The sequence below is a fragment of the Mycobacterium sp. E3251 genome, assembly GCF_001666835.1.
Classification (GTDB): Bacteria; Actinomycetota; Actinomycetes; order Mycobacteriales; family Mycobacteriaceae; genus Mycobacterium.
This window is the reverse complement of the sequence record NZ_LZJF01000174.1, coordinates 27939-41639: the sequence shown is the minus strand read 5'-3', so window position 1 is coordinate 41639 and position 13701 is coordinate 27939. Positions and strand designations below refer to the sequence as shown.

Here is a 13701-nt window from a genome sequence, read left to right as displayed (position 1 = left end):
AGGTCACTGCGCCAGGGAGAAGCCATCCCAGGCAATCCGGCGGTGCGGATGTGGATCGAACTCGACGCGGCTCTTGCGGTCGAAGACCATGACGGCGCGGTCGGCGGTCGTATAGGTGGGCCAGTCGTCGCCCGGGGCGCCGTGGCGGCTGAAGGATCGCCACCGACGCTGCACCTGATTACTGACCCGCAGCGCAGCGCGTCGATCGGCCGCGGCGGTCAACAGCGCGCCGAATCGGGTGCGATAGACGTCGAAGACGGCCAGCAACTCGGTGGCATGGGTGGCACCCAAGCCCGACCAGCGCAGCGTGCGGGGGGCGTAGTCGTACCGGTAGAGATAGGTGGGCGCGTGCGCGCTGTGGGCCTCCGCGATCTGCCAGGCCGCCGAACCGAACGCGAAGTCGCCGCCGAGCTGGATGCACGCCGACGGCGCGGGGTAATCCGGGTATGCGGACGTAATACGTTCGCGCGCAGCCGGTTCCGTGTCGGCCAGCAGTTCTTCGATCATCGTTTGATTGGTCGGCAGCATTTTGAGGAACCGGGTGAACAGGCGCCCTTCTTCGGCGTTGGTGCCCACGATGAGCGGCACCCGGTGCGCGTGCCCTCCGCGCATCGCCTCGACCGGATCGATGGGCACGACGTCGTCGCCGGCGACCGGGCCGATCGGAAAGGCGCCCAGCCTATCCTCCATGCCGTGGTCGATCAGCCGGTGCTGGGCGTCCACCAGTTGCGCCGCTGACGCCTGCATCAGCACTTCGGCGGCGTCCTGCGGGCGCGCGCCCAGCAGCGCGGCGAAGCGCGTCGCGAATTCCGCGGCGGTCTCTCGCGAGCGGACCATGCCGGCGGCCGGACTTTCCGAAATGGCCCGCGCGAACAGCCCTTCGGCGGCCGGCACCGCCAACAAGGTGGCGGTGATGTGCGCGCCCGCGCTCTCCCCGAAGATCGTGACGTTGTCGGGGTCGCCGCCGAACGCGGAGATGTTGTCTTTCACCCAGCGCAAAGCCATCACCAGGTCGCGCAGGAACAAGTTGCTGTCGATGGCGATGTCCGGCGTCGAAAGCGACGACAGGTCCAGGCATCCCAGCGCACCCAGTCGGTAGTTCACCGAGACGTATACGCAACCGCGGCGTGCCAGCGCCGCGCCGTCGTAGAGCGGTGTGGCCGAGCTGCCCAGGATGTAACCGCCGCCGTGAATGAAGACCATGACGGGCAACGGCTCTTCGGCGGCGGCCTCGGGGGCGACGACGTTGAGGGTGAGGCAGTCCTCCCCCATCGGCTGGTAGCGGCCGACCCCGAGCATTGTGTAGCGGCGCTGCTGCGGCGCGCAGTTGGCGAAGCCGTGGCAGTGTCGCACCCCCGACCAGGGTTGCGCCGGCCGGGGCGCCCGCAATCGCAGCGGCCCGACCGGCGGCCGGGCGTACGGGATGGATCGCCAGCGGTGGACGCCGTCGCGGGTGAAACCTTCCACGGTGCCGATGGTCGTGCGTGCGCGGACGGTGCGCTGATGCATAACCCGACGTTAGCCGACATGGCGGGCGTAACGCGCGCGCAGCGCCTTATTAAGACCGCACGGCGGTTAGCCTGACTGGATGCGGATCGCCGCGCTGTTGGCAGCGTCGTTACTGGTCGCCGGGTGCTCCCATACCGTCGGCGGCCAGTCCCAGCAAACTCATGCCTCCACGACCGCTGCCACCACACCATCGGGAGGCAAACCACCGGCCCCGAACGCCGCGCCCGCTCCCGGCGCCCCGATCTCCGACGTCATCGCCTGGATCGAGGCGGGCCGCCCCGCGGATCCGGGTCGCTATCACGACGCGATTCGCGACGGTGCGACCACGCCACTCGGCGACGACATCGCCTTCACCGCGGCGGCCGGCAAAGTTCCGTGCATGACCGACTCCAAGCACACCGGCGGCGCAATGGTCTGCATGGTGAGCCTGACCAACCCACCACCCGCTCCCCCGACGTCGTACGGCAACTGGCAGGGCGGCTGGGTGACCTTCGACGGGACGAGCCTGCAGGTGGGCGCGTCGCGCGCCGATCCCGGTCCGTTCATCAACGGCAACGGTTCCGAGCTGGCGAACGGTGACTCGCTGTCATTCGGTGACTATCGTTGCCGCGCCGATCAAACCGGGCTGTATTGCGTGAACTACGCCCGTCAGTCGGCCGCCCGATTGAGCCCCGCCGGCATCGAGGCGTACGGCTGCCTGAAGCCGGCGCCGGCACCAGACGGCGTCGGCGCGGCGTTCAGCTGTTCATGATGGTTGCAAAGAGCTCGGTCATCTCGTCGGCGGGCCCACGGGGAACCGTGTAGCCGGCTTCGTCGCGGATCTCATCGAGATGGTCGCGCACATCCTCGATCGACAGCCCGGGATCATAGAAACCTTTAGTCCGGCCGATGAAGAAGCGGGCGACATGTCCGGCGCCGACCGTGTAGATCTCGCCGGAGACCGGGCATTCCCGGTGCGTCAGGAAGGCCGCCACCGGCGCGACCTGCGCCGGGTCCAGCCGCTGAAGGTATTGGGCCACAAGGTCATCCAATACCGCCCGCGCCGCCGGGTCATCCTGCGGGCCGGCGCCGTCCAGCGAGTGCGTCAGCATCCGGGTGTAGGCGATCGGCGCAATGGCGTTGACCTTGATGCCGTGCGCGGCACCCTCGGCGGCCAGCACCCGGGTGAGGCCGACCAGCCCGGCTTTCGCCGCGCCGTAGTTGCTCATGCGCTCGGCGCCAAGGATTCCGGCGGCCGAGCAGGTGTTGAGGATGCGGCCGTAGCGCCGCTCCCGCATGGCCCGCCACGCAGGCCGGGTTACGTAAAAGGCACCGTTCAGGTGCACATCGACCAGGGGCGCGAGGCGATCGGCGGTCATGTCCTCGAACGGCGCGTCGCCGACGATGCCCGCGTTGTTGATCAGGATGTCCACGCGGCTCCAGGCGCGTAGGGCCGTGTCGATGATCGCCTCCGCACCTTCGTGACTCGTAACGCTGTGGTCGTCGGCGACGGCCTCGCCGCCCTGCCGGCGGATCTCGTCGACGACCACGTTCGCCACTGCGGCGTCGGAGCCGTTCCCGGTCACCGAGCCGCCGACGTCGTTGACCACAATGCGCGCGCCACGAGAGGCCAGCAGCAGCGCGTACTGTCTGCCCAATCCGCCGCCGGCACCGGTGATTACGGCTACCTGATCGTCGAATCGCATGGCGGCCCTCACCAGGTGACCGGAAGCTCTTTCATGCCGTAGATGTGGGCCTCTTTGAATCTCAGTTTCTCCGGCGGCACCGCCAGCTTCAGCCCGGGCAGTCGGCGCGCCAGCGTGGCGAACGCGACCTGCATCTCGACGCGCGCCAGGTTCGCTCCGATGCATTGATGCACGCCGTACCCGAAGCCCAAGTGTCCGCGGGTGTTTCGGTCGGCGTCGAAGGATTCGGGATTGTCGACGAATTCGGCGTCCCAGTTCCCCGCGAGCAGGCTCATCATGACGAACTCCCCCTCGCGAATCAGCTCACCGCCGATCATCAGATCTTCAGTCGCCACGCGATCGACCTGGCTGTGCACGATGGTGAGGTAGCGCATCAGTTCTTCGACGATATTCGCGATGACGGCAGGGTCGTCGGTTTGTCCGAGTCGCTCGAATACATCCGGATGTTCCAGTAGCGCAACCGTTCCCAAGGAGATCATATTGGCGGTGGTTTCGTGGCCCGCCTGCATCATGATCACAGCGTTCATGGCCGTGGTGGCACGGTCGAGTTGGCCCGTCGCCACGTATTCGGTGACCAGGCGGCTGATCAGGTCGTCGCCGGGTTCGCGCTCTTTGCGTTCCACCAGCTCCTCGATATAGGCGTACATGGCCCCGAACGCCTGGCCCTTGTCCGCGTCGGAGGACTTCTGGTCGAGGCCGGTCGTGGTGTTGTGCTGGAAGAGTTCGAGGTCTTCGGGTGGCACTCCCAGCAACAGTGCGATCACCATTGACGGCACCGGCAAGGCGAATTCGCGCACCAGATCGGCCGGCGCACCGTTGGCGATCATCTGGCCGAGATAGTGGTCGACCATTTCCTGGATGTGCGGTCGCATCGATTCGCACCGCCGGAAAGTGAAGTTGCTGGTCATCATTCGCCGGATCCGGTGGTGCTCGGGATCGTCGGTCCGAGCGAACATCACCGGGACGTTGTTGTCGGCGTCCGCCGGCATGATGGAGTCCGGGATGGTCTTCGCGGACAAGCGCGGATCGACCAGCGCCGCCCTGATATCCCGGTAGCGGCTGACCACCCAGACCGGATTGCCCTGGAACATCGCGCGTCGCAGCCCGGGTTGTTCGCGCCAGTCCGCGAACTCGGGTGGCGGCGCGAGCGGGCAGTGTCCAGGCCGGGGCACCGGTAGCACCGGGAGTTCGGCGTCAGGGCAGGCGCCTGCGGATCCGGAGGATCTGGAAGCTGTTGACATAACCCGCGTTTCCCGTTAAGTGTCAGTTGTCTGCCAGTTGTAGAGCGTAAAGCTCCGCTTGTTGGCAGTCAACTGTCAGTTAGGCTGTCACCATGACCGCGATTGAAGACCGGCCGTTGCGGGCGGACGCGGCACGCAACGTCGAGCGCATCCTGCGCGCGGCGCGCGAGGTCTATGGCGAGTTGGGGCCCGATGCCCCGGTGGAAGCGGTCGCGCGCCGGGCGGGAGTGGGTGAGCGAACCCTGTACCGCAGGTTCCCCGCGAAGGCCGACCTGGTCCGGGCAGCCCTGGATCAAAGCATCGCTGAGGACCTCACCCCGGTGATCGACGCCGCCCGCCACGCGAAGGATCCACTGCGTGGTCTCACTCAGCTGATCGACGCGGCTATTTCATTGGGGGCCCGCGAACACAACCTGCTGACTGCCGCGCGCCGGGCCGGGGCGCTCACTTCAGACATCTCGGTTTCGCTTAACGAGGCGCTCGGCGAGCTTGCCCGAGAAGGTCAGCGGGTCGGCACCATCCGCGCCGACCTGGTCGCCGACGACCTACCCCGCCTGATCGCGATGCTCTTCAGCGTGCTGTCAACGATGGATGCGGGCAGTGACGGCTGGCGACGCTATGTCGCACTAGTCGTCGATGCGATTGCGGTCAACCAACGACAGCACTTGCCGCCGGCCGCTGCGCTGCGTTACGAGATTGGGCCGAGCAGCTGGCCGCTGTAAGCCCTATCGCTCGTTCCACATCAGGCCACGCATCGTCGCGGACAGCGGGATGTCCTCCACACCGATGAGCCCATGCGGCGCGCGGCACACCCAGTCGATCGCATTCACGGCCCGGCCCGCCGTCGAGATACAGCCGGCATCAGTGGAATCCAAGAGAGGGTGCGAAACGTGGGTGTTGATCTCCACCCGCGGTTCGCCCTCCACGACCACACGGTGGACGCCGGTATGCCCGTCGGGCGGAAACTCCCAGTCGGGCGCTGCGGCCGAGGTAAGTCTGGTCACGTGTTCGAGGGTGATCACCGGCTTGCCGTCACGCACCCCCTCGGTGGCGAAGCGCACCGCGGCCATCTGTCCTGGCTCGACCGTCATCATTGTGCAGTCGATTCGTTCTGGCGTGTACCAAGGTTCGACGCGCTGACGCACGTCGTCGAGTTTGATGTCCAGGTTGTCGGCCAGGCTGCGGACCTGACCGCCCCACATCGACACGATCACCCCGGGCAGAAACATCATCGGCGAATCGTCGTCCGCCGTTGTTCCGAAACCCATTGCTGCTCCGGTGAACTCGGCGTCATCGTAGTTCCCATAGTCGAAGATCTCCTGCACGGTGATCGAATCGACCCGGGTGGTCAGGCTGGCCGCTGAGTGCACCAGCGTATCGCCGGAGAAGCCGGGGTCGATGCCGTTCACGTACAGCGAGGTGTTACCGGCAGCACAGGCACGCACCAAGGGCTCCCGCAGCCAGTCGTCGGCATGGCGGGGTGTGACCAGCCAGACCATCGACGTGCCGACCACGTTGGTGCCCGCAGCAAGGAACTTGGCCATCTGTTCGATGGCTTCCATCGGTCGGGTTTCGCCTTGGGATGTGTAAACCACGCAGTCGGCGCCGAGGGCCACCAGCGCGTCGATGTCGTCGGTGGCGATGATGCCGGTCGGTTGGTCCAGTCCGCACAGCCGCGCCGCGTCCTGGCCGATCTTTTCGGCGCCGGCGGCGTGCACACCGACCAGTTCGAGATCTGGTCTGCCGATGATGGCCCGCAACGAATGGCGGCCCACATTGCCGGTGGAGAATTGAATGACTCTGCGCACGGTTACCTTCGCCCTTCCAGCGGCCGGTGATGCACCATGATGACGCGTTTGATCGCCGCGCAGGGTCAGTAGTCGGGTATTGGCAGCGGCGAATTGTTGGAGTCGATGCCGCCGTCGACGTGAAAGGTCGCGTTGGTCGCGTAACAGTCCCTGGTGCACAGATACACTGCGAGCCGGCCGAGATCCTCGACGTCGCCCAGCCGATGCAGCGGCGTGGCTTCTTGCATCTTCTCCAGCGACCCGGGCATCAGATCCAGGCTGCCCTTCAGGCCATCGGTGGCGAATGATCCCAGGGCGATGGCGTTGACGCGAATCTTCGGGGCGAGTTCCTGTGCCATGGCACGTGTGAGCGCTTCGAGTCCGCCCTTCGCGACGCAATAGGCGGTCAGTGCCCGGATACCGAACCGCGCCGAGCCCGACGAGATGTTGATGATGGAACCGTGCCCGGCGGTGAGCATGTGCGGGGCCGCCAGCTGACTCATGATGAAGGCCGATGTCACACACCAGTCGAAGGTGTGCCGGAAGTCTTCGTCGGTGATGTCCAGAAACCGGGCGTACGTCGACCCGCCGACGTTGTTGACCAGGATATCGATGCGGCCGAAGCGCTCCATGGCCGTATTCACGACCCGTTCTCCGTCGGGACGGCTCATCGCATCGGCGACGAGCGCCAGCCCCTTGCCGCCCGCCGCTTCGATACCCTCAATTGTGCCAACGATATCCGCCTCGGTACGCGCGGTTCCCACAACCGTGGCGCCCGCCTCCGCCAACACCCGGGCGATGCCCGCCCCGACGCCCTTCCCGGCGCCCGTGACGATCGCAACCTGTCCATCCAGCCGGAACTGCTCCAGCGCCATGCCGGTCCCCTTCGATCGCGCGTGGTGTGCGCCGTTCAATTTAGGAATCCTGCTTACTAAAGTCAATCAATTTGCGGAGCCAGAATCTGTAGCGACCAGCGCCATCGAACAATGCGCAAGTTATACAAGCATTTTTGACGGGAACACGGCATAATGACGCAGTTACCCTCGAACGTCTTGCATGAGTCAGGTCAACCGTGAGGAACAAATGGCTGTGACGGACCGGCTGTCGACACGCGAGGCGAAGCGCCTGCAGACGAGGGAGCGATTGATGGGCGCCGCGATCGCCGAATTTGCCCGCGCCGGTATGGCCGAGGCCGACGTCAGTGCCATCGTGGCCGCGGCGGGAGTGGCCCACGGCACCTTCTTCTTCCACTTCCCCACCAAGGAGCACGTGCTGCTGGAGCTGGAACGCCGCGAAGAGGACCGGATAGCCAAGCAGTTCGCCCAATTCTTGAAGTCCAAGCACGACCTTGTTTCCGCATTGAACGAGGCGGTCCGCTTGGTGGTCGGTTTGGAGCGCCGGCTAGGCGACCGGCTCTTCAATGACTTTCTCGCACTGCACTTCTCCCAAACCCGTCCACAGACCGAGGATGGCACGGATCACCCATTGATCGTCTTGGTCGCCCAGGAGATCGCGCGGGCGCAAGAACGCGGTGAGACCGATCCGGACGTCAATCCCATGAACAGTGCGGTGTTCTTCCTACTCGGCCTTTACGCCCTGTTGATCACCACTAACCATTGGCCCACCGGCCACACCTTGCTCGAAGACTACGTCGCCAGGATGTTGCGAAGCTTGCAGCCCTAACGGAGCGTGCCGAGCAACGGCAACACTTCTCCGGACGGCACTGAGCACACCGCCGACCTCGAAAGAGCGGTTGTGCGTGAAATGACGGGGCGTGCGAACGATGCCTCAACGCATCTCAGCCTGACTGCTGTCAGCACCAACCTCTAAAAGCCCAGGCGTGGGGAGCGGTGCCGTTCGCTGACGCTCCGGTTATATCCCTACCCAGTTCATGAGAATTGGCCATCGGCATCGGATCGACGGCAGCACGCTGGGCGGCGCCAACACGCATTTTGCTGACTGAAGTCAGCCTGTTATAGTGCACACGCCGATCCAATCAGCGTTGATGACGGGAGGGTTCGTGAATCTGCCGAAGCTTCATCAGCGTGATACCGCCGTCGCCACAGCCGCCCGCTCAACCGGCCCGGCCTACGGTCTGACAATCGACGAGCACATGGAACGGTCGCAACTCGCACAGCGTCAGGCCGACAAATGGCTTATCTCCGGCAGTCTCCTGATCGGTACCGCGGCCCTGGGCGTCTTCGGGTTACCGTTGTTCCTCTGGGGAGTCCGGTTGCTGCGCCGGGCCCTACGCGATGGCCTCTCCGTTCGGCCGATGTTGGTCACGTTGCTCGGCTATCTCGTTATCATCGACGCCGCCATCAACACCGTCGGGTGGGCGCTTGACCTGGTGGCAAATCACACTCTGCTGGCCCGCGTGCTGCTCAACGGTTGGGGCAACATGTTCGATGCCGGTTATTTCTGGCATTACAACGAGCTGTGGGTCGGCGGCGCGGCGGGCCCGGGTGAAAAAGCCTGGGAAGTCGGACTCATCCTGACGGTGTTCACGATGCGCATCGCCGCTGCCATCGGCTTCCTACAGATGAAGCGCTGGGGCCATCAGTGGATGGTCGTCACCTGCTGGATGGGCGTGGTGATCTGGATCGGCTACGTCTTCAACATGACCATGTTCGCCGACGTGCGCTTCGCCGGCGTCGTGTTGCCGGTCGTCGGCTGGTGGCTCTACGACATCTTCTACATCACTCCATTCCTCGCCATCCCCTACCTGCACACCGTCAATCGCGAACTCTTCTCCGACTGAGATGCCGCACGTCTTGCTCGACGACCGGATTTGCCTGGCGAATCCAGGCGAATCCGGCGATCGCCGCGTAATTTCGGTGCGTCAGAAATTATGTTGCCGAACTATCGGGCGGCACAGACGGCAGATCCGATCCACGCATCACGTTGCTGAATCCCCGTCGTCAAGGAGGTCAAATCGTGGCTTATCTATGGGAGATCCTTCGGTATGTCGCCGCATGGGGCGGCACCGGACTGATCATCTGGTTCTGGTATTGGCTGTTCTCCAACATCGGCACGTTCTGAGCGGTGAACCGGGCGGCGGAAGCGCGGGGAATGCGGTCAATGGCTGAAGATTCTCCCGCAATCGCGCTGGAGCGGAGTTGCTCCGTGACGGCGGTCGCGCTCAGTGATCAACGTCGCGAGGGCGTCCGGCTTATCACCGGTGAACGGCGTGGCTTCGGCCTGAATGCAGCGCTCACGTTCGTGCATGTCCCCTACCCCGCGACCTCCGATTGGACACGCAGAACCCTGACATGCGGTGTGGCCCTGCAATGTTCGCCATCGAAGGAACGCGTCATCGAATATCGGCTGAACGAGTTGTCCGCTCGGGAGCTGCGTGCGCTCACCCTTGTCGAGGCCGGTGTCGCGCTCGGCTGGATAGCGTCGCGGTGGCCGGGCCTGCTATCCGAGCTGCACCGGGTACTTCCCGAAGTCCCTTCCGAGCCCGGCGATACGAGCGCGGAGCAGATGCTCAACCATGCAATTGCGCTGGCCGCCACGGAGCGGGCTTTGCCGATTCATCCGCTGCTAGGCGAGCTACCGTTGGCCTACACGATGCCGCAGGGCTTGACCGACAGATTGCGCCGCAGCTTCGGCCGGATGCCATGGACCACAACGCAAAAGCGCCGTCCGCGGCCGTACTCGGTTCCCGTCGGCGGCGACGGCGGCGTCCGCAATCCCAATTTGCCGCAACCGAGCCGGCCGCAGGACAACGATCTCGACGTCACGCCAGAACACCGGCCCGGGATCCCCTATCCCGAATGGAACATGTGGACAAAGCGTTTCATGCGCGACCACGTCGCCGTGATCGAGCATGCCGACGGCGGGCGCATCCGCCGTCCGGTGCCGGTTGCCGTCGACGTCCGCAAGTGGTTCGAAGAACACACCCACCGTGCGATGACGAACGGCCTCGAAGACGGCTCCGACCTCGACGTCGACCAGTATGTCAACCACTACATCGACATGACCACCGGCGAAGCCAAGGAGCCGAAGCTTTTCCGCGAGCTGCTGCCGAGCAGCCGCGACGTCACCACGGCTTTGCTGCTCGACGGCAGTTCGTCGTTGGGGGTACACGGCGGGCGAATCTTCCAACTGGAATTAGCTTGTGCCGATGCGCTTTCGCGGGCCATGACGCTGGCCCGCGAGCGTCATGGTGTCTTCGTGTTCACCGGCAATACCCGCCACCGAGTCGAAGTGCAGTGTCTGAAGGACTTCGAAGACCGCCAGCTGGTGGCTCCCAGCGGGCTGGGCCTGTCCACCCGTGGATACACGCGACTCGGCGCGCCACTGCGCCACTTGACGAGCCGACTCCTGGCGCAGCCCTCCGAGCGGCGCCTGCTGATCGTCATCGGCGACGGCCTCATCTCCGACGAAGGCTATGAAGGCCGCTACGCCTGGGCGGATGCCGCGCACGCCGTCGAGGAGGCCAACGATGCGGGGGTATCGATGTATTACGTCGGGGTGGGCCCGACCCGTGTCGATCCCCTTCCCGAGGTGTTCGGGCCCCGACGGTCGCAACGGATCCGACGGGTAGAGGAGCTCCCAAGGGTGTTGGCTCACGTCCACCGTGAACTGGTCGCCGCATGAACGCCGCCGCCACCGAACTTTATTTCGCAAACGGCAACGAAGTCCAGCTGTTCGAGCAGGCCTTTCGCCAGCACATGCCCGTGATGCTCACCGGCCCTACCGGATGTGGCAAGACCCGTTTCGTAGAACACATGGGCCAGCTGTTGCAACGACCGGTCGTCACCATCAGTTGCCACGACGACCTCACCAGCTCCGATCTCGTCGGCCGCTTCATGGTGACGGGCGGCGACGTGGTCTGGACCGATGGCCCGCTGACCCGCGCCGTCAAAGCCGGCGCGATCTGCTACCTCGACGAAGTCGTCGAAGCTCGCCACGACTCGCTGGCCATCCTGCATTCGCTCACCGATCACCGCCGGTCGCTCTATCTCGATCGAGCCGGCGAAGTCGTAACCGCGCCGGACACCTTCATGCTGGTGTGTTCCTACAACCCGGCGTACCGCAGCTCGCTCAAGGAGCTCAAACCATCCTTCCGCCAACGGTTCGTCACTCTCACGATGAGGTATCTGCCACCCGAGCGGGAGAGCGAAGTGATTGCCGCCGAAGCCGCGATTCCCATCGCGACGGCGCGGCGGTTGGTCGAATGCGCGGTTGCCATCCGCACCGCCGACGAAGCCTTCCACTTCGAGCCGCCGTCGACCAGGGTCTTGGTCACGGCCGCGCACCTGATCGCTGCCGGCGCAACCGAATTCGATGCCGCCGACGCGTGCATCCTCGCGCCACTGAGCACCGACGGCGCGGTCACCGACGGTCTACGCGAAGTCGCGGCAGCCAGCCTGGCCGCCACCGACGCCCCAAACGCAACCCCCTAAGAAAGGAGTCCGGCATGGACCAACAGGAACAAAAGCGCAAGAGGGCGCTCATCGTCTTCCAGATTTTCATTTACGGCTACCTGCTGGTGATGTTCGGCATCCAGCTGTACATGTCGTTCGCCCGCGGGTGGTGGGATCTGTGAATCCCGTTGCCGCACGGCCGGCGAGGGCGGTCGGCTTCGAGGATCACCACGACGAATCGCGCCAAGCGCAGCGTCGCGCCGACAAGTGGATGATCGTCGGCGCCGCCCTAATGGGCATGTGGGCGCCGGGCCTCATCGGGTTTCCGATCTTCATGCGTGGGGTGTGGCTGCAGCGCCAAGCGCTGCGCGCCGGCCTCTCGGTCCGGCCCATGATCGTGACGCTGATCGGCTATCTGGTCCTGATCGACGGAATGCTCAACAGTCTGGGCTGGGCCCTGGACTTGGTCGCCAACCACACGCTGATCAACCGGGTGCTGATGGTGGGCTGGGGCAACATGTTTGATGCGGGCTACTTCTGGCATTACAACGAGCTCTGGATCGGCGGTGCGGCGGGGCCGGGCGAAAAAGCCTACGTGGCAGGACTGATCCTCACGGTGTTCTCCATGCGGGTGGCCGCGGCGATCGGATTCCTGCAGATGAAGCGGTGGGGGCATCAGTGGATGGTCGTCACCTGCTGGATGGGCGTGGTGATCTGGTCGGCCTACGTGTTCAACATGACCATGTTCGCCGACGTGCGCTACGCCGGTGTCGTCTTCCCGGTCGTCGGCTGGTGGCTCTACGACATCTTCTACATCACCCCCTTCCTCGCCATTCCCTATCTCCACACCGTCAACCGAGAAATCTTCACCGACTAGGTCGCAAGGAGCGATGCCATGACCGCACCGACCCCCACCGAAGAGCAAGAACCCACCGCTGGTCTCGAGCCGGGGACCACTCCGTACTACGCGCGAATGCACAAATGGATCAAACGGGCGGTGCTGGTATGTCTGGTCGCCTTGGTCATCGAAGGCGCGTTCACGCTGCCGTTCATGGCGGTCTATTACGGCTATCCCACGCTGAGCCTCACCCAAATCTGCAGCGAGCTGCTCAAGATTCGCTACTCCAACGACACCCTGGAGTGCAAGTACCCGTACCCGCCCTTCGGACCGCCCGAGGGCGCTGAGGGCAAGGCCACCGCGCAGGACGTGTGGGGCATCCAACCGATACCGAAGTACCACAGGCTCGGGTTCCGCGAACTCGTCAAGATCCACAACGATCGGCTCGCTCGTCAAGCCGCCCAACGGCATTCGGCAGCACACCCGTGACCTATCGCGTTGTCTAGTGCCTGTCGGCCTTGGAGCGCAGCGCTGGTCGTTTTCTGCTCGGCTCACTTCGGCGTCGAGATGCCGCACATCAGCGTGTCTATCAGCGCGTAGTAGCGTTCGGTCGTTTCCTCCGCCGAGGTCGTCACACTGAGCATGCGGTAGAGCGGGGCTCCGATCAATGCATCGGTGGCAGCTTCGACGTCGGCATCCCCCCGAATCTGGCCCTTCGAGATTCCGACGCGTAACCGGTCTGCAACTGCCTGGTGGAAACGGCCGGTGAGTTGCTGGTAGAGGGTGTCGCGGTCGCTCAGGTCTTCGGCAGCGGCGGCGGCGAGAGCGCGGATGAGGGCGACATTGGCAGCGGCCGAACCGATTTCGGCGTACGCGCGCATCCAGCTTCTCAAGTCCTCGACCGTGTCTCCCGTGTCGGGAAGCGTGAAGTCGGTTTGGTCGTAGGCCTGCATGACCGCCTCGGCGACCAGGGGACCTTTCGACGGCCACCGTCGGTACACCGTTTGGGTAGCCACGCCGGCGATCGCGGCGACCTTGTCCATCGAGACTCCGCTATAGCCGGCTTCCACGAGAAGCGACCGGGTGGCTTCCAGGATCGCCTCGTGCACTGCCGCGCTCCGCGGTCGTCCCCGGCGGGATTGGCTCACATACAGAACCTAGAGCAATGGCTCGACGTCGCGTCTAGGCAACGGTGCCGAAGTGTGTCACGATTAACGAGAAAATATTTCTCGTAATTGGCCCTGTGGACCGGCGCGCGACGCGCGA

General features: G+C 64.7%; 15 protein-coding genes. 9 read left to right on the top strand and 6 right to left on the bottom strand.

Annotated features, from left to right (window positions below; translation table 11 throughout):
• Positions 1–3 precede the first annotated feature (3 nt).
• Positions 4–1509 carry a carboxylesterase/lipase family protein gene (locus A5697_RS21530; protein ID WP_067948864.1) on the bottom strand — a complete coding sequence of 502 codons (1506 nt, stop codon included), beginning with the start codon at positions 1507–1509 and terminating at the stop codon, positions 4–6.
• Between the two features lie 79 nt (positions 1510–1588).
• Here A5697_RS21530 and A5697_RS21525 point away from each other — a divergent pair, with 79 nt between their 5' ends.
• Positions 1589–2260: a hypothetical protein gene (locus tag A5697_RS21525; RefSeq protein WP_067948862.1), complete on the top strand. Its 672-nt coding sequence runs from the start codon at positions 1589–1591 to the stop codon at positions 2258–2260.
• On the opposite strand, the gene A5697_RS21520 is transcribed toward A5697_RS21525, so the two are convergent.
• Entirely contained in the window at positions 2247–3194 is a 948-nt protein-coding gene (locus A5697_RS21520) for an SDR family NAD(P)-dependent oxidoreductase (protein ID WP_067948860.1), read from the bottom strand. The genes A5697_RS21525 and A5697_RS21520 overlap by 14 nt on opposite strands.
• 8 nt (positions 3195–3202) lie before the next feature.
• Positions 3203–4435 (bottom strand): cytochrome P450, encoded by a 1233-nt coding sequence (locus A5697_RS21515; protein WP_068011977.1) that lies wholly within the window; start codon positions 4433–4435, stop codon positions 3203–3205.
• 92 nt (positions 4436–4527) lie between these two features.
• Here A5697_RS21515 and A5697_RS21510 point away from each other — a divergent pair, with 92 nt between their 5' ends.
• Positions 4528–5157 (top strand): TetR/AcrR family transcriptional regulator, encoded by a 630-nt coding sequence (locus tag A5697_RS21510; protein WP_068011976.1) that lies wholly within the window; start codon positions 4528–4530, stop codon positions 5155–5157.
• 3 nt (positions 5158–5160) lie between these two features.
• Here the strand turns inward: A5697_RS21510 and A5697_RS21505 are convergent, their stop codons facing one another.
• Both A5697_RS21505 and A5697_RS21500 read right to left on the bottom strand, forming a co-directional pair.
• Entirely contained in the window at positions 5161–6243 is a 1083-nt protein-coding gene (locus A5697_RS21505) for a dihydrodipicolinate reductase (protein ID WP_068011975.1), read from the bottom strand.
• A 65-nt stretch (positions 6244–6308) separates the two neighbouring features.
• Positions 6309–7097 (bottom strand): SDR family NAD(P)-dependent oxidoreductase, encoded by a 789-nt coding sequence (locus A5697_RS21500; protein ID WP_067942948.1) that lies wholly within the window; start codon positions 7095–7097, stop codon positions 6309–6311.
• 208 nt (positions 7098–7305) lie between these two features.
• Here A5697_RS21500 and A5697_RS21495 point away from each other — a divergent pair, with 208 nt between their 5' ends.
• From A5697_RS21495 to A5697_RS21470, 7 genes are all read left to right on the top strand, one after another.
• Positions 7306–7905, top strand: a complete 600-nt coding sequence (locus A5697_RS21495) for a TetR/AcrR family transcriptional regulator (RefSeq protein ID WP_067942988.1) — start codon at positions 7306–7308, stop codon at positions 7903–7905.
• A gap of 322 nt (positions 7906–8227) precedes the next feature.
• Positions 8228–8983 carry a hypothetical protein gene (locus A5697_RS21490; RefSeq protein ID WP_369806141.1) on the top strand — a complete coding sequence of 252 codons (756 nt, stop codon included), beginning with the start codon at positions 8228–8230 and terminating at the stop codon, positions 8981–8983.
• A 320-nt stretch (positions 8984–9303) separates the two neighbouring features.
• Positions 9304–10827: a nitric oxide reductase activation protein NorD gene (locus A5697_RS21485; protein WP_068012003.1), complete on the top strand. Its 1524-nt coding sequence runs from the start codon at positions 9304–9306 to the stop codon at positions 10825–10827.
• The gene (locus A5697_RS21480; protein WP_067942951.1) at positions 10824–11636 is read left to right on the top strand and encodes a CbbQ/NirQ/NorQ/GpvN family protein; all 813 of its coding nucleotides are present in this window, start codon (positions 10824–10826) and stop codon (positions 11634–11636) included. The genes A5697_RS21485 and A5697_RS21480 overlap by 4 nt, the downstream gene beginning before the upstream one ends.
• A 14-nt stretch (positions 11637–11650) precedes the next feature.
• Positions 11651–11779, top strand: coding sequence for a hypothetical protein (locus tag A5697_RS28630; protein WP_046182590.1), 129 nt, complete (start codon positions 11651–11653; stop codon positions 11777–11779).
• A gap of 89 nt (positions 11780–11868) precedes the next feature.
• Positions 11869–12474 carry a hypothetical protein gene (locus A5697_RS21475; RefSeq protein ID WP_231972133.1) on the top strand — a complete coding sequence of 202 codons (606 nt, stop codon included), beginning with the start codon at positions 11869–11871 and terminating at the stop codon, positions 12472–12474.
• Positions 12475–12492: 18 nt separating this feature from the next.
• Positions 12493–12924 (top strand): hypothetical protein, encoded by a 432-nt coding sequence (locus tag A5697_RS21470; RefSeq protein ID WP_068011973.1) that lies wholly within the window; start codon positions 12493–12495, stop codon positions 12922–12924.
• A gap of 62 nt (positions 12925–12986) precedes the next feature.
• Here the strand turns inward: A5697_RS21470 and A5697_RS21465 are convergent, their stop codons facing one another.
• Positions 12987–13544 (bottom strand): TetR/AcrR family transcriptional regulator, encoded by a 558-nt coding sequence (locus tag A5697_RS21465; protein ID WP_231972131.1) that lies wholly within the window; start codon positions 13542–13544, stop codon positions 12987–12989.
• Positions 13545–13701 lie beyond the last annotated feature (157 nt).

Excerpts from the sequence above, each read along its gene's own strand:
- A5697_RS21530 (WP_067948864.1), bottom strand. The coding sequence starts at position 1,509 with ATGCATCAGCGCACCGTCCGCGCACGCACGACCATCGGCACCGTGGAA.
- A5697_RS21525 (WP_067948862.1), top strand. The coding sequence starts at position 1,589 with ATGCGGATCGCCGCGCTGTTGGCAGCGTCGTTACTGGTCGCCGGGTGC.
- A5697_RS21520 (WP_067948860.1), bottom strand. The coding sequence starts at position 3,194 with ATGCGATTCGACGATCAGGTAGCCGTAATCACCGGTGCCGGCGGCGGA.
- A5697_RS21515 (WP_068011977.1), bottom strand. The coding sequence starts at position 4,435 with ATGTCAACAGCTTCCAGATCCTCCGGATCCGCAGGCGCCTGCCCTGAC.
- A5697_RS21510 (WP_068011976.1), top strand. The coding sequence starts at position 4,528 with ATGACCGCGATTGAAGACCGGCCGTTGCGGGCGGACGCGGCACGCAAC.
- A5697_RS21500 (WP_067942948.1), bottom strand. The coding sequence starts at position 7,097 with ATGGCGCTGGAGCAGTTCCGGCTGGATGGACAGGTTGCGATCGTCACG.
- A5697_RS21495 (WP_067942988.1), top strand. The coding sequence starts at position 7,306 with ATGGCTGTGACGGACCGGCTGTCGACACGCGAGGCGAAGCGCCTGCAG.
- A5697_RS21490 (WP_369806141.1), top strand. The coding sequence starts at position 8,228 with ATGACGGGAGGGTTCGTGAATCTGCCGAAGCTTCATCAGCGTGATACC.
- A5697_RS21485 (WP_068012003.1), top strand. The coding sequence starts at position 9,304 with ATGGCTGAAGATTCTCCCGCAATCGCGCTGGAGCGGAGTTGCTCCGTG.
- A5697_RS21480 (WP_067942951.1), top strand. The coding sequence starts at position 10,824 with ATGAACGCCGCCGCCACCGAACTTTATTTCGCAAACGGCAACGAAGTC.
- A5697_RS28630 (WP_046182590.1), top strand. The coding sequence starts at position 11,651 with ATGGACCAACAGGAACAAAAGCGCAAGAGGGCGCTCATCGTCTTCCAG.
- A5697_RS21475 (WP_231972133.1), top strand. The coding sequence starts at position 11,869 with ATGATCGTCGGCGCCGCCCTAATGGGCATGTGGGCGCCGGGCCTCATC.
- A5697_RS21470 (WP_068011973.1), top strand. The coding sequence starts at position 12,493 with ATGACCGCACCGACCCCCACCGAAGAGCAAGAACCCACCGCTGGTCTC.